20 protein-coding genes are annotated in these 21,848 nt (G+C 58.7%); 14 read left to right on the top strand and 6 right to left on the bottom strand.

Annotated elements, in window-relative coordinates; all coding sequences use genetic code 11:
- Positions 1 to 12: 12 nt before the first annotated feature.
- The 4 genes from ACUW6V_RS05285 to ACUW6V_RS05270 form a co-directional block, all read right to left on the bottom strand.
- Positions 13 to 756: a type 2 GTP cyclohydrolase I gene (locus tag ACUW6V_RS05285; protein ID WP_454038094.1), complete on the bottom strand. Its 744-nt coding sequence runs from the start codon at positions 754 to 756 to the stop codon at positions 13 to 15.
- Between the two features lie 10 nt (positions 757 to 766).
- On the bottom strand, positions 767 to 2,188 hold the full coding sequence (phrB, locus tag ACUW6V_RS05280) for a deoxyribodipyrimidine photo-lyase (protein ID WP_454038093.1): 1,422 nt from the start codon (positions 2,186 to 2,188) through the stop codon (positions 767 to 769).
- Positions 2,189 to 2,200: 12 nt separating this feature from the next.
- Positions 2,201 to 3,154 (bottom strand): YbgA family protein, encoded by a 954-nt coding sequence (locus tag ACUW6V_RS05275; protein WP_161582548.1) that lies wholly within the window; start codon positions 3,152 to 3,154, stop codon positions 2,201 to 2,203.
- Positions 3,155 to 3,303: 149 nt separating this feature from the next.
- Positions 3,304 to 3,510 (bottom strand): YbfA family protein, encoded by a 207-nt coding sequence (locus ACUW6V_RS05270; protein ID WP_004387164.1) that lies wholly within the window; start codon positions 3,508 to 3,510, stop codon positions 3,304 to 3,306.
- A 315-nt stretch (positions 3,511 to 3,825) separates the two neighbouring features.
- On the opposite strand from ACUW6V_RS05270, the gene kdpF reads away from it, so the two are divergent.
- The 9 genes from kdpF (at position 3,826) to potE (ending at position 15,821) form a co-directional block, all read left to right on the top strand.
- Positions 3,826 to 3,915: a K(+)-transporting ATPase subunit F gene (gene kdpF / locus ACUW6V_RS05265; RefSeq protein ID WP_015386886.1), complete on the top strand. Its 90-nt coding sequence runs from the start codon at positions 3,826 to 3,828 to the stop codon at positions 3,913 to 3,915.
- The gene (gene kdpA / locus ACUW6V_RS05260) at positions 3,915 to 5,597 is read left to right on the top strand and encodes a potassium-transporting ATPase subunit KdpA (RefSeq protein ID WP_171964073.1); all 1,683 of its coding nucleotides are present in this window, start codon (positions 3,915 to 3,917) and stop codon (positions 5,595 to 5,597) included. Before kdpF ends, kdpA begins: the two co-directional genes overlap by 1 nt.
- A gap of 20 nt (positions 5,598 to 5,617) precedes the next feature.
- Positions 5,618 to 7,666 carry a potassium-transporting ATPase subunit KdpB gene (kdpB, locus tag ACUW6V_RS05255; RefSeq protein ID WP_004387166.1) on the top strand — a complete coding sequence of 683 codons (2,049 nt, stop codon included), beginning with the start codon at positions 5,618 to 5,620 and terminating at the stop codon, positions 7,664 to 7,666.
- Positions 7,667 to 7,677: 11 nt separating this feature from the next.
- A complete protein-coding gene (gene kdpC, locus ACUW6V_RS05250; RefSeq protein ID WP_454038092.1) occupies positions 7,678 to 8,250 on the top strand; it encodes a potassium-transporting ATPase subunit KdpC in 573 nt (190 codons plus the stop codon).
- 9 nt (positions 8,251 to 8,259) lie between these two features.
- The gene (gene kdpD / locus ACUW6V_RS05245; RefSeq protein WP_097570216.1) at positions 8,260 to 10,944 is read left to right on the top strand and encodes a two-component system sensor histidine kinase KdpD; all 2,685 of its coding nucleotides are present in this window, start codon (positions 8,260 to 8,262) and stop codon (positions 10,942 to 10,944) included.
- Positions 10,941 to 11,618, top strand: a complete 678-nt coding sequence (kdpE, locus tag ACUW6V_RS05240; protein WP_004387168.1) for a two-component system response regulator KdpE — start codon at positions 10,941 to 10,943, stop codon at positions 11,616 to 11,618. Before kdpD ends, kdpE begins: the two co-directional genes overlap by 4 nt.
- Positions 11,619 to 11,940: 322 nt before the next feature.
- Complete coding sequence (gene speFL, locus ACUW6V_RS05235; RefSeq protein ID WP_015386889.1) at positions 11,941 to 12,045, top strand: leader peptide SpeFL; 105 nt, start codon at positions 11,941 to 11,943, stop codon at positions 12,043 to 12,045.
- A 267-nt stretch (positions 12,046 to 12,312) separates the two neighbouring features.
- Positions 12,313 to 14,508: an ornithine decarboxylase SpeF gene (speF, locus tag ACUW6V_RS05230; RefSeq protein WP_454038091.1), complete on the top strand. Its 2,196-nt coding sequence runs from the start codon at positions 12,313 to 12,315 to the stop codon at positions 14,506 to 14,508.
- A complete protein-coding gene (gene potE, locus ACUW6V_RS05225) occupies positions 14,508 to 15,821 on the top strand; it encodes a putrescine-ornithine antiporter (protein WP_097570214.1) in 1,314 nt (437 codons plus the stop codon). Before speF ends, potE begins: the two co-directional genes overlap by 1 nt.
- A gap of 75 nt (positions 15,822 to 15,896) precedes the next feature.
- Here potE and pgm read toward each other — a convergent pair whose 3' ends face one another.
- The gene (gene pgm, locus ACUW6V_RS05220) at positions 15,897 to 17,537 is read right to left on the bottom strand and encodes a phosphoglucomutase (alpha-D-glucose-1,6-bisphosphate-dependent) (RefSeq protein ID WP_004387171.1); all 1,641 of its coding nucleotides are present in this window, start codon (positions 17,535 to 17,537) and stop codon (positions 15,897 to 15,899) included.
- Positions 17,538 to 17,561: 24 nt separating this feature from the next.
- Positions 17,562 to 18,113 (bottom strand): replication initiation negative regulator SeqA, encoded by a 552-nt coding sequence (seqA, locus tag ACUW6V_RS05215; protein WP_054625008.1) that lies wholly within the window; start codon positions 18,111 to 18,113, stop codon positions 17,562 to 17,564.
- A 183-nt stretch (positions 18,114 to 18,296) separates the two neighbouring features.
- Here seqA and ybfF point away from each other — a divergent pair, with 183 nt between their 5' ends.
- The 5 genes from ybfF to ACUW6V_RS05190 all read left to right on the top strand — a co-directional run bounded on the left by ybfF (position 18,297) and on the right by ACUW6V_RS05190 (position 21,843).
- Positions 18,297 to 19,064 (top strand): esterase, encoded by a 768-nt coding sequence (ybfF, locus tag ACUW6V_RS05210; RefSeq protein WP_454038090.1) that lies wholly within the window; start codon positions 18,297 to 18,299, stop codon positions 19,062 to 19,064.
- A gap of 128 nt (positions 19,065 to 19,192) precedes the next feature.
- Positions 19,193 to 19,474, top strand: a complete 282-nt coding sequence (gene ybfE, locus ACUW6V_RS05205; protein ID WP_004387174.1) for a LexA regulated protein — start codon at positions 19,193 to 19,195, stop codon at positions 19,472 to 19,474.
- Positions 19,475 to 19,635: 161 nt separating this feature from the next.
- Positions 19,636 to 20,166 carry a flavodoxin FldA gene (gene fldA, locus ACUW6V_RS05200; RefSeq protein ID WP_004387175.1) on the top strand — a complete coding sequence of 177 codons (531 nt, stop codon included), beginning with the start codon at positions 19,636 to 19,638 and terminating at the stop codon, positions 20,164 to 20,166.
- Between the two features lie 290 nt (positions 20,167 to 20,456).
- Positions 20,457 to 20,909 carry a ferric iron uptake transcriptional regulator gene (gene fur / locus ACUW6V_RS05195; protein ID WP_004387176.1) on the top strand — a complete coding sequence of 151 codons (453 nt, stop codon included), beginning with the start codon at positions 20,457 to 20,459 and terminating at the stop codon, positions 20,907 to 20,909.
- Positions 20,910 to 21,231: 322 nt separating this feature from the next.
- Entirely contained in the window at positions 21,232 to 21,843 is a 612-nt protein-coding gene (locus ACUW6V_RS05190) for a helix-turn-helix domain-containing protein (RefSeq protein WP_007865711.1), read from the top strand.
- Positions 21,844 to 21,848: the final 5 nt, after the last annotated feature.

Genomic DNA, 21,848 nt, shown 5'->3' with positions numbered 1-21,848 from the left:
CTCTTGTGTTGATTAAGCCGGGTTAGGGATGTCGATAAAGGTCACATCCAGATCGGTGGTTTCATTCAGCCATTCGCTGAGCGCGCGAATGCCGCCGCGCTCGGTGGCGTGGTGGCCTGCCGCGTAGAAGTGCAGCGACTGCTCGCGCGCCGAGTGGATGGTCTGCTCAGACACTTCGCCGGTGATGAAGGCGTCCACGCCGAAACGCGCCGCGCTGTCGATAAAGCTCTGCCCGCCGCCGGTACACCAGGCGACGCGCTTAATCAGATCCGGCCCGGTATCGCCGCACCACAGCGGGCGGCGGCCCAGACGCGCTTCAAGCCAGGAGGCGAACTCCGGGCCTGACACCGCTATCGACAGTTCGCCCCACGGCACCAGCGGCTCGATTTCGCCCTTCACGTCAATGCCGAGCAACTGCGCGAGCTGGACGTTATTGCCAAGCTGCGGATGCGCATCGAGCGGCAGATGCCAGCCATAGAGATTGATATCGTTAGTGAGCAGCGTTTTCAGGCGGTTGCGCTTCATGCCGCGCACCACCGGCGATTCGCCTTTCCAGAAATAGCCGTGGTGGACGATCACCGCGTCGGCCTCCAGGCGCACCGCTTCGTCGAGCAGCGCCTGGCTTGCGGTGACGCCGGTGACGATTTTGCGCACCTCGTCGCGGCCCTCAACCTGCAAGCCGTTCGGAGCGTAGTCGCTGAACGTCGCGCTGTTGAGTTTGTCGTTGATCAGTTGTTCCAGTTCGCTGTTTTTCATGGTCTCTCTCTTATTCCTTGCGGGCCGCTTCATACGCCGCGAGCGTCGCGACGCGCGCCTGTTTATGATCGACAATCGGCTGCGGATAACGCAGCGCCTTGCCGTTTTTCTTCGCCCACAGATGCGGCTCATGCACCGCCTTGCCGGGAATATGGCTCAGTTCCGGCACCCAGCGGCGGATAAACTCGCCCTCAGCGTCAAACCGCTGCCCCTGCGTGGTGGGGTTGAAGATGCGGAAATAGGGCGCGGCGTCGGTGCCGGTGGAGGCCGCCCACTGCCAGCCGCCGTTATTGGCGGCAAAGTCGCCGTCGATTAACTGCGACATAAAATAGCGTTCGCCGCGCCGCCAGTCGACCAGTAAGTCTTTGACCAGAAAGCTCGCGGTGATCATCCGCAGCCGGTTGTGCATCCAGCCCGTGGCGTTCATCTGGCGCATGGCGGCATCGACAATGGGATACCCCGTGTTGCCTTCGCACCACGCCTGAAAATGGGCGTCGTTCTGCTGCCACGCCACCCGCGCCGTCCAGTCGATAAACGGCTGATGGCGGCACAGGCGCGGCCAGGCGACGATAAGATGTCGGTAGAATTCGCGCCAGATAAGCTCGTTCAGCCACACCGCCCCGCTGCCGCCTTCCAGCGCGCGCGGGTGTTCGGTTAACAGACGATGCAGGCACTGGCGCGGCGACATCACGCCGATGGCGAGATACGCCGACAATAAACTGGTGCCGCGAATCGCCGGGAAATCACGCTTTTCCGGGTAGTCGTCCGCGGGCGTCTGGCAAAACTCGCGCAGGCGTTTAAGCGCAGCCTCTTCGCCCGCCGGGAACAGCAGCGCGTCCGGCGTCTCACAGGGGTAATCAAACGGCGCAAGCGCAGGCACATCGGTTATCGCGCCGCCGTTACGCGGCTTCGGCGCGCTGACGCAGGCCGGTAAGCCTTCGCCGAGACGGCGTAAAAACGCCCGGCTGTAAGGCGTGAACACTTTATACATCTCGCCGTTGCCGGTGACGACGCTTCCGGGCGGCAGCATCACGCTGTCGTCAAAGCCCTGGCAGGCAACGTGGCCCTCCAGCCTGCGCTCAACGGCGGCGTCGCGCCGGGCTTCGTTCAGCTCATACTGATAGTTGTAAAAGAGCGCCGAGACCTGCTGCTCATCGCAAAACGCGGCCAGCGCGTCCACGGCGGCGGCGAAATCGGGCACCTCGCGCGTAAACAGCGCAATGCCACGCTTTGCCAGCGCCTGCTGTAGGGCTTGCAGATTTTGGTGAATAAACGCCGCCTGACGCGGCGCGAGGGTGTGATCGCGCCATTGCTGCGGGGTCGCGATAAACAGGCCGATGACCCGCGCGTCGGGGTCACGGCAGGCGGCGGCGAGCGCCAGATTGTCGTTGAGGCGCAGATCCGCGCGAAACCAGACCAGATGCGTGGTCATAACATTCCTTGTTTAACGGCCATAGCGCAGGCGCAGCGCTTCCGGGTACGGCTCGAAGTAGCGTTGTTGATCAAGATAAGCGTCAGGGTATTCCGCCATGTAGTGCTTAAGCAGTGTCACCGGTGCCAGCAGCGGCTGCGTGCCCTGGCGGTAGCGGTCAATAAGCGTTGAAAGCTCCTGGCGCTGACGTCCGTTGAGCTGGTTGCGAAAATACCCCTGCACGTGCATCAGCACGTTGGTGTGGTTGCGGCGGGTCGCATGAATGGAGAGCAGCGTCATCAGGCGCAGACGGTATTCCTCAAAAAACGCCTCCAGCGAATCCCACTGGTCGATAGCGGCCACAAAACGCCCCAGCTCGCGGTAGAGCGGCTGCGAGTGCGCCAGCAGCAGCAGTTTGTAGCGGCTGTGAAAGGCGATGAGATTGCCGCGCGTCAGCCCTTCGGCGCGCAGCGCGTGAAGTTCATGCAGCGTATAGATGCGCTCAACGAAGTTTTCGCGAATGGCCGGATCGTGCAGACGCCCGTCCTCTTCCACCGGCAGCCACGGCAGCGCGTTCATCAGGATTTCGGTATAAATGCCGCGGCCGGCTTTACGGTTGTTTTTACCGTCAGCATCGTAGACGCGCACGCGCTCCATACCGCAGCTTGGCGATTTGGCGCAGACGATATAACCGCACAGGTGATCGAGACGGCTGACGCGCTCGCGCGAAAAGGTTTGCATCTCGGCGGTTAAATCCCCTTCGCGCTTATCGCTAAAGCGCAGCGCCAGGCCGTCGTCGGTTTTCACCAGGCGCAGCGCCGGGCGCGGCACCGGCAGGCCGACCGCCATCTCCGGGCAGACAGGCTCATATTTCACCCAGGGGGCCAGCTCTTCCACTGCAAAGGCAAGCCGTTTATGGCCGCCGTCAAAACGCACATTTTCCCCTAAAAGACAGGCGCTAATGCCAACAGGGATTTTTATACTCATTCGGCCATCCTCATTTTTATACACTCTCAGTGTAGCCAGAGGCGGCCTGTTAACACCAGTCTGATGACAGCGAAAAACGCAGCGGCGCGGCGTATCGCAGGCATAAAAAAACCGCTCTTTATGAGCGGTTTTTCAGGGAGTCGCGCGAATCAGTAGAAATAGCTGGCAGTTTGTTCCGCCTGCGCCATCCAGACCGGCTGATCGCTGGTTTTCGACCACACGCGATGCAGATAGCTGTAAAAACGCGAACGGTCTTTCCAGAACAGCATCACCGGCAGGGCCGCAATGCCGACCAGGAGCACTAACGCGCGACGCAGGAAGACCTGATGCGCAGGATATTTTTTATATAAAGACATAGGTTTTTCCCCCTTACATAACATGCCCGGCAATCAAGGCCGGAAACCGGATTTTGTGAGCTGGTTAAAATTGTATCGCTTTGCCTGTAATTTTACTACTCATCCGACCAGCTTTTAGGGTGAATTCTTACCATCTTTACAATTGATATCGTAAATAAGTTACAAAATGGTTAAATAAATACTAACCCGCAGTTAAATCATGGCTTTTGCCATTTTTATATTTTTTTTACACCCCGCTTCGCGATTTTTGCGAAACCTTTACGCCCGAATCCCTACCCTCTGCACATATTCCAAAAACCCCACTGGAGGTGGATTGTGAGTGCAGGCCTGATAACCGGCATCGTGCTGGTTTTCCTGTTACTGGGCTATCTGGTGTATGCCCTGATTAATGCGGAGGCGTTCTGATGGCGGCGTCCGCATTTTTACTTATCGCCAGTTTCCTGCTGGTGCTGATGGCGCTGGCGAAACCGCTGGGCAGCCTGCTGGCCCGGCTGATTAACGGCGAAGCCCTGCCGGGCGTGGGCGGCGTGGAGCGCGCGCTCTGGGCCGTGCTCGGCATTCGTCAGGAAGAGATGGACTGGAAGCGCTACCTGCTGGCTATCCTGCTGTTTAACACGCTTGGTCTGGTACTGCTGTTCGCCATCCTGATGTGCCAGGGCGTGCTGCCGCTGAATCCGCAACACCTGCCGGGAATGTCCTGGCATCTGGCGCTCAATACCGCGGTGAGTTTCGTCGCCAATACCAACTGGCAGTCGTACGCGGGTGAAAGCACCGTCAGCTATTTCAGCCAGATGGCGGGCCTCGCGGTGCAGAATTTCCTCTCGGCGGCGACCGGTATCGCGGTGGCGTTTGCGCTTATCCGCGCCTTTGCCCGCCAGTCGGCGACCACGCTTGGCAACGCCTGGCAGGATCTCACTCGCGTCACGCTGTGGGTGCTGATGCCCATTTCGCTGATTATCGCCCTGTTTTTTATTCAGCAAGGCGCGATTCAGAACTTCTCAGCCTACCAGCCGTTCACCTCGCTGGAAGGCGCGCGGCAGATGCTGCCGATGGGGCCGGTGGCGTCGCAGGAGGCGATCAAGATGCTTGGCACCAACGGCGGCGGCTTCTTTAACGCCAACTCCTCGCACCCCTTTGAGAACCCGACTGCGCTCACCAATGTCGTGCAGATGCTGGCTATTTTCCTGATCCCGGCGGCGCTCTGCTTCGCCTTTGGCGATGCGGTGGGCGACGCACGTCAGGGCCGCGCCATTCTCTGGACCATGACGGTGATTTTCGTGGTCTGCGTGGCGCTGGTGATGTGGGCTGAAACCACCGGCAACCCGCACTTCCTGACGCTTGGTGCCGACAGCGCCGCCAATATGGAAGGCAAAGAGAGCCGCTTTGGCATTCTCGCGAGCAGCCTGTTTGCGGTCGTCACCACGGCGGCTTCCTGCGGCGCGGTAAACGCCATGCATGACTCCTTTACCGCGCTCGGCGGCATGATCCCGATGTGGCTGATGCAGATTGGCGAAGTGGTTTTCGGCGGCGTCGGCTCCGGGCTGTACGGGATGCTGCTGTTCGTGCTGCTGGGCGTGTTTATCGCGGGCCTGATGATTGGCCGCACGCCGGAATACCTCGGCAAGAAAATCGACGTGCGCGAGATGAAAATGACCGCGCTGGCGATTCTGGTGACGCCTGCGCTGGTGCTGCTCGGCACCGCGCTCGCCATGATGACCGACGCGGGCCGGGCGGGCATGTTCAACCCCGGCATTCACGGCTTCAGCGAAGTGCTCTACGCGGTGTCGTCCGCCGCCAATAACAACGGCAGCGCCTTCGGCGGCCTTAGCGCCAACACGCCGTTCTGGAACCTGCTGCTGGCGTTCTGCATGTGGTTTGGCCGCTTCCTGGTGATTATCCCGGTGATGGCGATAGCCGGCTCGCTCGCCGCCAAAAAAGCGCAGCCCGCAAGCCCCGGCACGCTGCCCACTCACGGCGCGCTGTTTATCGGCCTGCTGACGGGCACGGTGCTGCTGGTGGGCGCCCTGACGTTTATCCCCGCCCTCGCCTTAGGCCCGGTCGCGGAACATCTTTCTCTTGTGAAATGACCATTGCGGAGTCGCTATCCATGAGTCGCAAGCAACTGGCCCTGTTTGAATCCTCGCTGGTTCGTCAGGCGCTTTTCGATGCTCTTAAAAAACTGAGTCCGCGCGCCCAGTGGCGCAACCCGGTCATGTTTATCGTCTGGGTCGGCAGCCTGCTGACAACGCTGATTGCCCTGGCGATTGCCGCCGGAAAACTGCCTGGCGAGGCGCTGTTTACCGCTGCCATCAGCCTGTGGCTGTGGTTTACGGTGCTGTTCGCGAATTTCGCCGAAGCGCTGGCCGAAGGCCGCAGCAAAGCCCAGGCCAACAGCCTCAAGGGTGTGAAAAAGACCGCGTTCGCCCGCAAACTGCGTGCGCCGCATCACGACGCCCAGATGGATCACATCCCCGCCGCTGACCTGCGCAAAGGCGATATCGTGCTGGTCGAAGCAGGCGATATTATCCCGTGCGACGGCGAAGTTATCGAAGGCGGCGCGTCGGTGGATGAGAGCGCCATTACCGGCGAATCCGCGCCGGTTATCCGTGAATCGGGCGGCGATTTCGCTTCGGTGACCGGCGGCACGCGTATTCTCTCCGACTGGCTGGTTATCCAGTGCAGCGTCAACCCCGGCGAGACGTTCCTCGACCGTATGATTGCGATGGTCGAGAGCGCAGAGCGCCGCAAAACGCCGAACGAAATCGCGCTGACCATTCTGCTGGTGGCGCTGACGATTGTCTTTCTGCTGGCGACCGCCACACTCTACCCGTTCTCGCAATACGGCGGGACGGCAGTCAGCGTGACGGTGCTGGTGGCGCTGCTGGTGTGCCTGATCCCGACCACTATCGGCGGGCTGCTCTCCGCCATCGGCGTGGCGGGCATGAGCCGGATGCTTGGCGCGAACGTTATCGCCACCAGCGGCCGCGCGGTGGAAGCGGCGGGCGATGTGGACGTGCTGCTGCTGGATAAAACCGGCACCATCACGCTCGGCAACCGCCAGGCGTCTGACTTCCTGCCCGCCCCCGGCGTGGATGAAAAAACGCTGGCCGACGCCGCTCAGTTAGCCTCGCTTGCTGATGAAACCCCGGAAGGCCGCAGCATCGTGGTGCTGGCGAAGCAGCGCTTTAACCTGCGCGAGCGCGACGTTCAGCATTTGCAGGCTACCTTTGTGCCCTTCACCGCCCAGACGCGCATGAGCGGCATCAACGTGCAGGACCGGATGATCCGTAAAGGCTCGGTGGACGCCATTCGCCGCCACGTGGAAGCCAACGGCGGCCAGTTCCCGGCGCAGGTCGACACGCTTGTGGAAGGCGTGGCGCGCACCGGCGGTACGCCGCTGGTCGTGGCCGAAGGCGCGCAGGTGCTCGGCGTTATCGCGCTGAAAGATATCGTCAAAGGCGGCATCAAAGAGCGCTTCGCGCAGCTGCGCAAAATGGGCATCAAGACGGTGATGATCACCGGCGATAACCGGCTGACGGCGGCCGCCATCGCCGCCGAAGCGGGCGTGGACGATTTTCTCTCCGAAGCGACGCCCGAGGCGAAACTGGCGCTGATCCGCCAGTACCAGGCCGAAGGACGGCTGGTGGCAATGACCGGCGACGGCACCAACGACGCCCCGGCGCTGGCGCAGGCCGATGTGGCGGTGGCGATGAACTCCGGCACCCAGGCGGCGAAAGAAGCGGGCAACATGGTGGATCTCGACTCTAACCCCACCAAGCTCATCGAAGTGGTGCACATCGGCAAACAGATGCTGATGACGCGCGGCTCGCTGACCACGTTCAGCATCGCCAACGACGTGGCGAAATATTTCGCCATTATCCCGGCGGCGTTCGCGGCGACGTACCCACAGCTTAACGCGCTGAACGTAATGCATCTGCACTCCCCTGCCTCGGCTATTCTCAGCGCCGTTATTTTTAACGCGCTGATCATCGTCTTTCTGATCCCGCTGGCGCTGAAAGGCGTGAGCTACAAGCCGCTCGCGGCGGCGGCGATGCTGCGCCGCAACCTGTGGATTTACGGTCTGGGCGGGCTGGTGGTGCCGTTTATCGGCATCAAGCTCATCGACCTGCTGTTAACGCTGTTTGGTCTGGTTTAAAAGGAATCATTATGGCTATGTTACGTCCCGCACTCACCCTGCTGGTTTTCCTGACGATACTCACCGGCGGCGTCTATCCGCTGGCGACCACGGTGCTCGGCCAGTGGTGGTTTAAGGACCAGGCGGAAGGCTCGCTTATCCGCCAGAATGACGAGGTGCGCGGCTCGCGCCTGATTGGCCAGGCGTTCAGCGAGGCGAAATATTTCCAGGGCCGCCCTTCCGCGACGGCCGAAGCCCCTTATAATCCAATGGCTTCCGGCGGCAGTAACCTTGCCGCCAGCAACCCGGAGCTGGATAAAGAGGTTCAGGCGCGCGTACAGGCGCTGCGCGCCGCCAACCCGGACGCCCGCGCGGCAGTGCCGGTGGAGCTGGTCACCGCCTCCGCGAGCGGTCTCGATTACGGCATTTCGCCGCAGGCCGCCTTCTGGCAGGCCCCGCGCGTGGCGCAGGCCCGCGGCATTTCTGAAGCGGAAGTGGGACGCCTTATCCGTGAAAACACCGACGCCCCTCTCGCGGGCTTTCTCGGCCAGCCGGTGGTTAACGTGCTGAAACTGAATATGGCGCTGGACGCCCTGCAACCGTAAGGAACCCTCATGACCGAAGAGCCGATGCGCCCCGACCCGGACCGCCTGCTGATACAGACGCAGGGCCGGACGCGCGGAAAACTCAAAATCTTCTTCGGGGCCTGCGCAGGCGTAGGGAAAACCTACGCCATGTTGCAGGAGGCTCAGCGCCTGCGGGCGCAGGGGCTCGATATCCTGGTGGGCGTGGTGGAAACCCACGGCCGCCAGGAGACCGCGGCGTTACTTGAGGGGCTGGCTATCCAGCCCCTTAAGCGTATTCATCACCGGGGCCGCGTGGTGCAGGAGTTCGATCTCGACGCGGCGCTTGCCCGTAACCCGGCGCTGATCCTGATGGACGAGCTGGCGCACAGCAACGCGCCTGGCTCACGCCACCCGAAGCGCTGGCAGGATGTCGATGAGCTGCTCGACGCGGGCATCGACGTCTTTACCACCGTTAACGTACAGCACCTGGAGAGCCTCAACGACGTGGTGGGCGGCGTCACCGGCATTCAGGTGCGCGAAACCGTGCCCGACCCGATTTTCGATGCGGCGGATGAAATCGTGCTGGTGGATCTGCCGCCGGACGATCTGCGCCAGCGGTTGCATGAAGGCAAAGTGTATATCGCAGGCCAGGCGGAGCGCGCCATCGAACATTTCTTTCGCAAAGGCAATCTTATCGCGCTGCGCGAGCTGGCGCTGCGCCGTACCGCCGACCGCGTGGACGACCAGATGCGCGCCTGGCGCGACCGCCAGGGCCAGGAGAAAGTCTGGCACACGCGCGACGCCATCCTGCTGTGCATCGGCCAGGGCGCGGGCAACGAAAAACTGGTGCGCACCGCCGCGCGTCTGGCGGCGCGGCTCGGCAGCGTCTGGCATGCGGTGTATGTGGAGACGCCGCGCCTGCACCAGCTACCGGAAACATCACGCCGCGCCATTCTGAGCGCCCTGCATCTCGCCCAGGAGCTGGGCGCGGAGACTGCCACCCTCGCCGACCCGGTCGAGGAGAAAGCCGTGCTGCGCTACGCCCGCGAGCATAACCTCGGCAAAATCGTCATCGGGCGGCGCAATAAACGCCGCTGGTGGAGCCAGGATACGTTCGCCGAGCGGCTCGCGCGCCACGCGCCGGATCTCGATTTATTGATTGTCGCGCTGGACGACAAGCCGACGCCTGCCACCGCCAAAGCCGCCGATAACCGCCCGTTTATGGAGAAGTGGCGGGTACAGTTGCGTGGCTGCGCGGTGGCGGTGGCGCTCTGCGCGCTGATTACGCTGGTGGCGCACCAGTGGCTTATCGCGTTTGACGCCGCCAACCTGGTGATGGTCTATCTGCTGGGCGTGGTGCTGGTGGCGCTGTTTTATGGCCGCTGGCCGTCGGTGGTGGCAACCATTATCAACGTGGTGAGCTTTGATCTCTTTTTTATCGCGCCGCGCGGCACGCTGGCGGTCTCTGACGTCCAGTATCTGCTTACCTTCGCGGTGATGCTGAGCGTTGGGCTGATTATCGGCAACCTGACCGCGGGCGTGCGTTACCAGGCGCGCATCGCACGCTATCGCGAGCAGCGCACCCGCCATCTTTACGAAATGTCCAAAGCGCTGGCGGTGGGCCGCAGCGCGCGCGATATCGCAGCCACCAGCCAGCAGTTTATCGCCTCCACCTTTCACGCCCGCGGCCTGCTGCTGCTGCCGGATGAACACGGCAAACTGCAAGCGCCGCAGCCGCTCGCGGAAATCACCCCGTGGGATGAAGCCATTGCCCGCTGGAGCTTCGATAAAGGCTTGCCTGCCGGCGCGGGCACCGACACCCTGCCCGGCGTGCCGTATCAAATTTTGCCGCTGCGCACCGCCGGGAAAACGCTCGGGCTGGTCATTGTCGAGCCCGGAAATCTGCGCCAGTTGATGATCCCCGAGCAGCAGCGGCTGCTGGAAACCTTCACGTTACTGGTGGCAAGCGCTCTTGAGCGGCTCTTTCTGACCGAGAGCGAAGAGCAGGCGCGGCTCGCCAGCGAGCGCGAACAGCTGCGCAATTCATTGCTGGCGGCGCTCTCCCATGATCTGCGCACGCCGCTGACGGTGCTGTTCGGCCAGGCGGAGATCCTGACGCTCGATCTGGCAGCCGAAGGCTCAAAACACGCGCCCCAGGCGAGCGAAATCCGCCAACATGTACTGAACACCACAAGGCTTGTGAATAATTTGCTGGATATGGCGCGCATTCAGTCGGGCGGCTTTAACCTGCGCAAAGAGTGGCTGACGGTGGAAGAAGTGGTGGGCAGCGCGCTCAAGATGCTGGAGCCGGGTCTCGGTGGGCGGCATATCGAACTCAGCCTTAGCGATCCGCTCACCCTCATCCATGTTGACGGGCCGCTGTTTGAGCGCGTGCTGATTAACCTTCTGGAGAACGCCGCCAAATACGCAGGGCCACGGGCGCAGACAGGCGTGCGCACGAGCTGGCGCGACGACCGGCTCGATCTGGAAGTCTGGGATAATGGGCCTGGTATTCCGGCTGGTCAGGAACAGGCTATCTTTGCTAAATTCGCTCGCGGCAATAAAGAATCCGCTATCCCCGGCGTCGGTCTGGGGCTTGCCATTTGTCAGGCGATTGTCGAGGTGCACGGCGGCGAGATTTACGCGCGTAACCGCCCGGAAGGCGGCGCGAGTTTTCATGTGCTGCTGCCTAACGAAACGCCCCCGGAACTGGATATCCACGAGGTCATGTGATTAGCGTTCTGATAGTCGAAGATGAAAAAGAGATCCGCCGCTTTCTGCGCACCGCGCTTGAGAGCGAAGGGCTGCGCGTCTATGACGCCGAAACCCTCCAGCGCGGGCTGATTGAAGCCGCCACCCGCAAGCCCGATCTGGTGATCCTCGATCTCGGGCTGCCGGACGGCGACGGCATCGATTTTATCCGCGACTATCGGCAGTGGAGCCAGACGCCAGTGATTGTCCTGTCGGCGCGCAGCGACGAGCAGGACAAAATCGCGGCGCTCGATGCCGGTGCGGATGATTTTCTCGCGAAGCCGTTCGGCATTGGCGAGCTTCAGGCGCGGCTGCGCGTAGCCCTGCGCCGCCACGGGAGTGCAAGCCAGAGCGATCCGGTGGTGCGCTTTTCCGACATTACAGTCGATCTGGCCGCAAGACGCATCACGCGCGGCACGGAGGAGATCCACCTGACGCCAATTGAGTTTCGCCTGCTGGGTGTGCTGCTGAATAACCCTGGCAAGGTACTGACCCAGCGACAGCTGTTAAGCCAGGTGTGGGGGCCGAACGCGGTCGAGCACAGCCATTATCTGCGTATCTATATGGGCCATCTGCGCCAGAAGCTCGAAAGCGATCCGGCGCGCCCGCGCCATCTGTTGACTGAAACCGGCATCGGCTACCGGTTTATGCTTTAACGCTGACGCCGCGTCACGCCTGGCGCGGTTTTAAATATCCCCGCTTTTTATTCTGAATAGCTTTGCACTCCTTCCTTATTTTTATTCATTTATTATTTTCTCTTTAGTCTAAATAAGAAGGGTTTTCGGCCCAAATAAAATGAACACCGTTTATTAACCAGAGACCTACATCTTTACAACCGACAGCGATCTACTCTACATTATGCATAAATGACGACTATTTATTTCTGGTTCAGCGCGTTTTTGTTGATCCTTTTCACAGATTAACCTCTCATCCTGGATAAAATGACCACGCTTTCAATTACTGAAAGGTAATAATCACATGGAAAATAATAATCGGTTTATGCCACATATCAGGCGGACGACCCATATTATGATGTTCGCCCACCGCAACTGCTTTGACTTCCACCTTTTTAACGCCCGCTAGCGTATTGCGCTGCTGCGCGCCGCTTATTCCTGAGAAAGAGCCTAACGCTGTTCATTAACAGGTAACTGCCTGGGAATGCGCGCGCGCTTTTGCCACAACCCTTTGTAATACCGGCATAACGCCGGGTGGGGGTTGTCTGGCCTAAAAAGAGCAAATCTTCTCTACTGCCTTTTAGAGGCAGCGGGAATATGTTGCCCGACATTTATCTTGAGCAATTTTCCGCGAGGAAAAGTGGCGGGATTGCTTTGCCTGAAATAAGGAAACATCATGCAAGCATTAAAAATTGGCGTCAGTCGTTTATGCCCGGACTGTTTTTCAACAGACCGCACGACGATAAATATTCACGAATCTGACTATATTGATATCGCCGCGGCGGTGATGACCGTCAGCGATATTTACCTGGGTCTTATCGATGAAATAGAAATGACCGGATTTGGTATTCCGGTGTTTGTGGTGTGCCAGCCTGAAGAGCGGGTGCCGGCGGAGTATTTGCCACGCGTTGCGGGCGTCTTCGAAGACAGTGAAACGTACCGCGAACACTATGGCCGCCAGCTTGAGGCCGCCGCACAGAAATATGAAACCGCGCTGCGCCCGCCGTTCTTTCGCGCGCTGGTGGATTACGTCAGCCAGGGCAACAGCGCGTTTGACTGCCCAGGCCATCAGGGCGGTGATTTTTTCCGCCGCCACCCCGCGGGGAATCAGTTCGTCAGTTTCTTCGGCGATACGCTATTTCGCGCCGATCTGTGCAACGCTGACGTGGCGATGGGGGATTTGTTAATCCACGAAGGCGCGCCCTGCCTCGCGCAGCAGCACGCCGCAGCGGTGTTTAACGCCGATAAAACCTACTTTGTGCTGAACGGCACCTCTTCGGCCAATAAAGTGGTGCTTAATGCGCTGCTGGCACCGGGCGATCTGGTGCTGTTTGACCGTAATAACCATAAATCGAACCATCACGGCGCGCTGTTGCAGGCGGGCGCGACGCCGGTTTATCTGGAAACCGCGCGTAACCCGTACGGGTTTATCGGCGGGATCGACGCGCATTGTTTCGACGAGCGCTACCTGCGCGAGCGGGTGCGGGAAGTGGCTCCTGCGCGGGCCGCAGAAAAGCGCCCGTTCCGCCTGGCGGTTATTCAGCTCGGCACCTATGACGGCACGATTTATAACGCCCGTCAGGTTGTGGATACGCTCGGGCCGCTGTGCGATTACCTGCTTTTTGATTCCGCGTGGGTCGGCTATGAGCAGTTTATTCCGATGATGGCGCCCTGCTCGCCGCTGCTGCTGACGCTTAATGAAAACGATCCGGGCATTCTCGTCACGCAGTCGGTGCATAAACAGCAGGCCGGGTTTTCGCAGACCTCGCAAATCCATAAAAAAGACAGCCATATCAAAGGCCAGCCGCGTTATGTGTCGCATAAGCGCATGAATAACGCCTTCATGATGCACGCCTCCACCAGCCCGTTTTACCCGCTCTTCGCGGCCCTGGACATTAACGCGCGGATGCACGAGGGCGAGGCCGGACGCCGGATGTGGATGCGCTGCGTGGAACAGGGCATTGACGCCCGCAAGATGATTTTTGAAAACTGCCGCGCCATTCGCCCGTTTGTTCCGACGACCGTCGATGGCCGCCCGTGGCAGAGATATGAGACGCAGGAGATAGCGGCTGATTTGCGCTTTTTCCACTTCGAGCCCGGCGAGCGCTGGCACGCCTTTGAAGGCTATGCGCCGCACCAGTACTTCGTCGACCCGTGCAAGCTGCTGCTCACCACGCCGGGGATTAACACCGACACCGGCGAGTATGAGGCTTTCGGCGTGCCCGCCGCCGTGCTCGCAAGCTACCTGCGTGAAAACCACATCATCCCGGAGAAATGCGATCTCAACTCGATTCTGTTCCTGCTGACGCCCGCCGAGGAGATGAGCAAGCTGCAACAGCTGGTGGCGCAACTGGCGCGCTTTGAAGCGCTGCTGGAGCGCGACGCGCCGCTCGTCGACGTGCTGCCCTCGCTCTTTAAACAGCACCAGGCGCGCTACGAAGGCTATACGCTGCGCCAGCTCTGCCAGGAGATGCACGACTTTTACGCCAGCCGTAACGTTAAACAGCTGCAAAAAAAGATGTTCCGTAAAGCGCATTTCCCGCGCGTCGCCATGAGTCCGCAGGCGGCCCACCAGGCGTTTATTCGCGGCAATATTGAACTGGTACGGCTTGAACAGGCCGAAGGCCGTATCGCGGCGGAGGGCGCGCTCCCCTACCCGCCCGGCGTGCTGTGCGTGGTGCCCGGCGAAATCTGGGGCGGCGCGGCGCTGCATTACTTTCAGGCGCTGGAAGACGGGATCAACCTGCTGCCGGGCTTCGCGCCGGAGTTGCAGGGCGTCTATGTCGAAACCTGCGATGGTCGCCGTCAGGTCTGGTGTTACGTGGTCAGTGAAAACCCTGCCTCGCAACCCCGTACAGAAGGAGCGTTATGATGAGCAAATCCAACAAAATGGGCGTTGTGCCGCTGACTATCCTGACCATGGTCAACATGATGGGCTCCGGTATTATCATGCTGCCGACCAAACTCGCCGAAGTGGGCACCATTTCCATTATCTCGTGGCTTGTGACCGCCGTTGGCTCGACAGCGCTCGCCTGGGCGTTTGCCAAATGCGGGATGTACAGCCGTAAATCGGGCGGCATGGGCGGCTATGCGGAATACGCCTTCGGCAAATCCGGCAATTTTATGGCGAACTACACCTACGGGGTGTCGCTGCTTATCGCGAATGTGGCCATCGCTATTTCAGCGGTCGGCTACGGCAGCGAGCTGTTCGGCGCGGCCTTAACGCCGGTGCAAACCGGGATCGCCACCATCGGCGTGCTGTGGATCTGCACCGTCGCTAATTTCGGCGGCGCGCGTATTACCGGCAAGCTCAGCAGCGTGACCGTCTGGGGGGTGATCATTCCGGTGGTCGGGCTGTCGGTCATCGGCTGGTTCTGGTTCAGCCCGACACTGTATGCCGCCTCGTGGAACCCGCATCACGTGCCGTTTTTCGATGCGGTCGGATCGTCAATCGCCATGACGCTGTGGGCCTTTCTGGGGCTGGAATCGGCCTGCGCCAATACGGAAGTGGTGGAAAATCCGGAGCGCAACGTGCCGATTGCGGTGCTCGGCGGCACGCTGGGCGCGGCGGTGATTTATATCGTCTCGACCAATGTGATTGCAGGCATTGTGCCAAACCTGGATCTGGCCCACTCCACCGCGCCGTTCGGGCTGGCGTTCGCACAGATGTTTACGCCGGGCGTCGGGAAAATCATTATGGCGCTGATGGTGATGTCCTGCTGCGGCTCGCTGCTCGGCTGGCAGTTCACCATCGCCCAGGTGTTCCGCTCCTCCGCCGATGAGGGCTATTTCCCGAAAATCTTTTCCCACCTGAGCCGCGCGGAAGCGCCGGTCAAAGGGATGCTGACGATTGTGATTATCCAGAGCGGGCTGTCGCTGATGACCATCAGCCCTTCGCTTAACAAGCAGTTTAACGTGCTGGTAAACCTGGCGGTGGTGACCAATATCATCCCCTATATTCTGTCGATGGCGGCGCTGGTGATTATTCAGCAGGTGGCGAAAGTGCCGCCGCGCAAGGCGAAACCGGCGAATCTGGTGGCGCTGCTCGGGGCGATTTACAGCTTCTACGCGCTCTACTCGTCCGGCGAGGAGGCGATGCTGTATGGCGCGATAGTCACCTTTATGGGCTGGACGCTGTACGGGCTGGTGTCGCCGCGCTTTGAGCTGACCAATAAACACAGTTAATGAGCGGCATCACGATGAAAACAAAACGGCAACCCGAAGGTTGCCGTTTTTCGCGTCTCCTGTTCAGGAGCGCATTCAGGCGTTTTTCAGCACTTCACTGACGATTTCCACCGCTTCTTTCTCGATCTGCTTGCGGTGTTCTTCACCGAGGAAGCTTTCGCAGTAGATCTTGTACGCGTCTTCGGTGCCGGAAGGACGCGCCGCGAACCAGCCGTTCTCGGTCATCACTTTCAGGCCGCCGATAGCCGCACCGTTGCCCGGAGCGGCAGTCAGACGCGCGGTGATGGGGTCGCCCGCCAGCGTACTGGCGCTGACCATTTCCGGAGAGAGCTTCGAGAGCGCCGCTTTCTGCGCGGAGGTCGCGGAAGCCTGGAGACGGTTGTAGCTCGGCGCGCCGAAACGCGCGGCCAGTTCGTCATAGTGCTGCTGCGGGTTTTTACCGGTTACGGCGGTGATTTCCGCCGCCAGCAGGCACATGATGATGCCGTCTTTATCGGTGGACCACGGCGTACCGTCAAAGCGCAGGAAAGACGCGCCCGCGCTCTCTTCGCCGCCAAAGCCGAAGCTGCCGTCGTAGAGACCGTCAACAAACCACTTAAAGCCAACCGGCACTTCCACCAGCTTACGACCCAGCGCATCCACCACGCGGTCGATCATCGCGGAGGAGACCAGCGTTTTGCCAACGGCCACATCCTGGCCCCACTGCGGACGATGCTGGAACAGGTAGTTGATCGCCACCGCCAGATAGTGGTTCGGGTTCATCAGGCCCGCAGGCGTGACGATGCCGTGACGGTCGTAATCCGGGTCGTTCGCGAACGCCAGGTCGAACTTATCACGCAGCGCCAGCAGACCGGCCATCGCCGATTCCGACGAGCAGTCCATGCGGATTGCGCCGTCTTTATCGAGGTGCATAAAGCGGAAAGTCTGATCCACCTGATCGTTAACGATGGTGAGATTGAGCTTGTAGTGCTCCGCGATGCGCTTCCAGTATTCGATACCGGAGCCGCCGAGCGGGTCGACGCCAAGCTTCAGGCCCGCTTTCTGGATAGCGGCCATATCGACGATTTCTGCAAGCCCCTCGATAAACGGCTGCACCAGGTCTTTTTCCTGAATGCGGCCGCTCGCCCAGGCCTCGTCCAGAGAGATGCGCTTCACCTCTTTCAGGCCGTTCGCCAGCAGCTCATTGGCACGGTTTTCGACCACTTTGGTGACGTTGGTGTCTGCCGGGCCGCCGTTAGGCGGGTTGTATTTGATGCCGCCATCGTCCGGTGGGTTGTGCGACGGGGTGATCACGATGCCATCGGCCTGCGCGCCGCCGCGTTTGTTATGCTCAAGAATGGCATTCGAAACCGCAGGCGTCGGCGTATAACCGTTGTTCTCCTGCACGATGATATCGACGCCGTTGGCGGCCAGCACTTCCAGCACGGAAATAATCGCAGGCTCGGAGAGCGCGTGCGTATCTTTACCGACATAGCACGGCCCGGTGATGCCGTTTTTCGCACGCTCTTCGGCGATCGCCTGGGCTATCGCCAGAATGTGCGGTTCGTTAAAGCTGTGGCGCGCGGCGCTCCCACGGTGGCCGGACGTACCGAATTTCACCGCGTGTTCCGCATTACCCACTTCCGGCTTCAGCACGTAGTACTGCGCGGTGAGCTGGGCGACGTTGATTAAATCACTCTGTTGTGCAGGCTGTCCCGCACGGTTATTGACTGCCATGGCCTGGTCCTTCTGACGCAAGAGTTAAATGGTGCCGCAAACCTTCTCAATCAATTCCGCCGGGAACTGCATGGTCTGCATGATGTGTTCGATCATGCTGCATTTGCGGCCTGTATTCGTATTCGTAATCACCCAGTACGGTGTGCCCGGCACGTGGCGGGGTTTCGTCTGGTTGCCACTTTGCAGCAGCGTTTGCTCGTCACCGGCGAAATAGACGCGGGTACGGCCGTGTAACGACTCGGTCGCTTCGGCAAAAGCATTTGCATCCAGTGAATAGAGTGTAGACAGCACCAGCATAAAACGATTGACCGCGCGTTTTTGTTCGGCGTATTCATCCGATAACAGTAGCTCACGCATGGCTCGCACGCGGTCGCGCGCCGGGTTCACTGGCTTTTCAGGCTCAGCGGCGGGCGCAACAGGGGCGGGAGTCTCTGCTTTGGCGGGTGTAGCGGCTAACTGCGAGGAGGCGGAAAATTTCAACATGCGCCGTAAAATGTCGGACGCGCTTTCGCCAATATGCAGGGTGTGGCTGGCAATGTAGCGATACAGCTCGTCATCAACTTCAATCGTTTTCATCTTAATCCAGTGCGATATCTTTTCTGAATACAAGTCGTTGGGAGTATAAAGTTAAAACCCAACAGCGGATAGCGTCAAACCAGGAAGGCCGCAAAAGTCGGAATTAACTGGAACCTTGCAGCCGGGCGGCAGAATGGTCAACATGATAACCTAACCTGTCAGTCGCCAAAAAAGAACTTTGCCATGAAATTAAATACCCGCACGCAATCTGCGCAACAACCGACTCAAAATACACCGATTGTGTTAATTCACGGGCTGTTTGGCAGCCTGGATAACCTAGGCGTGCTGGCTCGCGATCTGGTGGCCGATCATGACGTTGTGCAGGTTGATTTGCGAAACCACGGGCTTTCCGGGCGCAGCGAGACGATGGATTATCCGGCGATGGCGCAGGATATTCTCGAAACGCTGGATGCGCTGGGGCTGAATAAGGTGATTCTTATCGGTCATTCAATGGGCGGCAAAGCGGCAATGGCGGTGACCGCCCTCGCGCCGGCGCGCATTGAAAAGCTGGTGGCGATTGATATCGCGCCGGTGGATTATCAGGTGCGCCGTCACGATGAAATATTCAATGCGGTGAACGCGGTGAGCGACGCGGGCGTTACCTCACGCCAGCAGGCGGCGGAGATTATGCGCCAGCATATCCGCGAGGAAGGCGTGGTGCAGTTTCTGCTGAAATCGTTTATCGATGGCGAGTGGCGCTTTAATGTGCCGGTGCTGTGGAATCAGTATTCGCATATCGTCGGCTGGGAAACGGTGCCTGCCTGGCACGGCCCGGCGCTGTTCATTCGCGGCGGCGCGTCGCCTTATGTGGAAGAAGCGCACCGCGAAGCGCTGCTCTCACAGTTCCCCAAAGCCCGCGCGCATGTGATTGCGGGTGCAGGCCACTGGGTGCATGCCGAAAAACCGCAGGCGGTGCTGCGCGCGATTCGTCGTTTTCTGGAAACTGATTAAAAACAGACCGACCGGCGCCGTCGCGCGCTGGATGCGTTGGCGCGCTTCGCTCCCTGATGTATGATGGCGCGCTGAAATACCGCCGGGCTCCGCCACGGCAGCCTGTTTCCCCTGTCTATACTCATACCATGGCAAAAGAACAAACGGACCGCACAACGCTCGATCTCTTCGCGGATGAACGCCGTCCGGGCAGACCGAAAACCAATCCGCTGTCGCGCGACGAACAGCTGCGCATCAATAAGCGCAACCAGCTTAAGCGTGACAAAGTTCGCGGGCTTAAGCGCGTGGAGCTGAAGCTGAACGCCGACGCGGTAGACGCGCTGAACCATCTCGCGCAGGCGCGCAATATTAGCCGCAGCGAGCTGATAGAAGCGATGCTGCTTGCGCAGCTGAAAGCCTTGCAGGAGTAAGGTCTGGTCTGAATTTTACCCAAAAGGACCGGGCAATGTAGCAGAGAGTGCACCCGGCGCCTGATAGCGTTTCCGCACCTTCTTCTGTTCTGCTATGATTGCCCTATCTGTGGGCGTTATGCCAGCACCATCACATTTAGATTCAAGAGGTTATTCTTCTTATGGCAATCGTAGGCATCTTTTTCGGCAGCGACACCGGCAATACCGAAAATATCGCAAAAATTATCCAGAAACAGCTCGGGACTGACGTTGCTGAAGTGCATGACATTGCTAAAAGCAGCAAAGAGGATCTGGAAGCATTCGATATTCTTCTGCTTGGCATCCCGACCTGGTACTACGGCGAAGCGCAGTGCGACTGGGACGATTTCTTCCCGACGCTCGAAGAAATTGACTTTAACGGCAAGCTGGTGGCGCTTTTCGGCTGCGGCGACCAGGAAGATTACGCAGAATATTTCTGCGACGCGCTGGGCACCATTCGCGACATCATCGAGCCGCGCGGTGCGACCATTGTTGGCCACTGGCCGACCGAAGGTTACCACTTTGAAGCTTCTAAAGGCCTCGCTGATGACGACCACTTCGTTGGTCTCGCGATTGACGAAGACCGCCAGCCGGAACTGACCGCGGAACGCGTTGAAAAATGGGTCAAACAGGTGTCCGAAGAGCTGCATCTGCAGGAAATCATCAACGCCTGATGATAAGCGGCGCGGGCACCGTTCCGCGCCGTTTGATAGATAAAAGCAATGAAAATAATTGCTACAAATTTTTAACTTTCCCTCACTACGCTGTACAATGGCTTTCTTAATTATCAGGCTCTCCACGTGAAAAACGCTGGCTGGCCCACGATTTTTAAGCCCTTTTTTGCCGGACGCTTGCGGTTTTCATTTAGGCATGTCAGTTCTATAATGAGACGCATTCATCTTCGGCGTATCCGATGTATCGCTCCCTTCCGGAGCGAGTCGTTAAGCAACAGGACAGATTCCGCATGACTGACAACAATACCGCATTAAAGAAGGCCGGCCTGAAAGTCACGCTTCCTCGATTAAAAATCCTCGAAGTGCTGCAGGAACCGGTCAATCATCATGTCAGTGCGGAAGACCTCTATAAGCGTCTGATTGACATGGGTGAAGAGATTGGCCTTGCCACGGTCTATCGCGTACTTAACCAGTTCGACGATGCCGGCATCGTCACTCGTCACAACTTTGAAGGCGGTAAATCCGTTTTCGAGCTGACGCAACAGCATCATCACGATCACCTGATTTGCCTCGATTGCGGCAAAGTGATCGAATTCAGTGATGATTCTATTGAAGCGCGTCAGCGTGAAATCGCCACGCGCCACGGCATCCGCCTGACCAACCACAGCCTCTATCTGTACGGTCACTGCGCCGATGGCGACTGCCGCGAAAATGAACACGCCCACGAGGCTGGCGGGAAATAACGCTCGCTATACTGCATTATCCCAGGCCGACATTTGTCGGCCTTTTTATTGCCTGAAACCCCTTTAACAAAAATATAGATGTATTTTTTTAGATAAAATTTGAAAACTAGAGTGTTTTAATACAGCGCACAATGCTTAATTAAACCACATATATTTTTTTAAATCGAAATTCAGAAAAGATAAATATCTTTATCACTCAATCGGTTAGAGATGAGATTATCCCTGTTTTTCCTTTTCTGTTCTCTGCCCCTTATTGCAGCCATAAAAAAGCATCCATTAAGATACAGCAACGATTTAATTTTATTTTATTAAGGTAACCAACATGGTCTTACCCCCTAAACCGCTTGCTGAGATTTACCGTATTGCGGATATTTTTAATAGCTACGGCAACTGGTCTCGTGCAGAGAAAAATACGCTGATCCCGCTTCGGGACGGGGAGATCTGCATCATTCGTGGCGGTCAGTTCTCTCTGATGCGCCAGAGTGACAGGCTGTTGCTGGAAAAAAGCAGCGCACCCTCTGTGCTGGGACTGGCGAGGAATTTAGGCAAAACTCAATTCGCCAAATTACAGGCTGATTCCGAATGCCATTACCAGTTAATTCCTTTTGATTATTTCATTCAGGAAATTGAGAAAAATCACTGCCAGTTACATCTGCTTATTTTGTCCTCATGGTTTATTAATATGCTTTGCTATCGCGAAGAAATTATGATGGGACGAAACAGCTACAGCATGATTAAAGCGAATATCGATTGTCTCGCGACAATGGATGAGTTCATGCGTAACCGGATTAACGTGGCCGACTATATCGTTAAAAAAACCAATCTTTCCCGCAGCATGGTGATGAAAACCCTTTCTCAGTTGCGCGGTGCGAAAAATATTGAGATAAGCAAAGGCAAACTGGTTGCGGTTCACCATCTGCCTGAATCGCTGTAGAGAGA

The sequence above is a fragment of the Cronobacter sp. 153480017-3 genome, from assembly GCF_053627815.1.
This window is presented reverse-complemented; position numbering and strand designations above follow the sequence as displayed.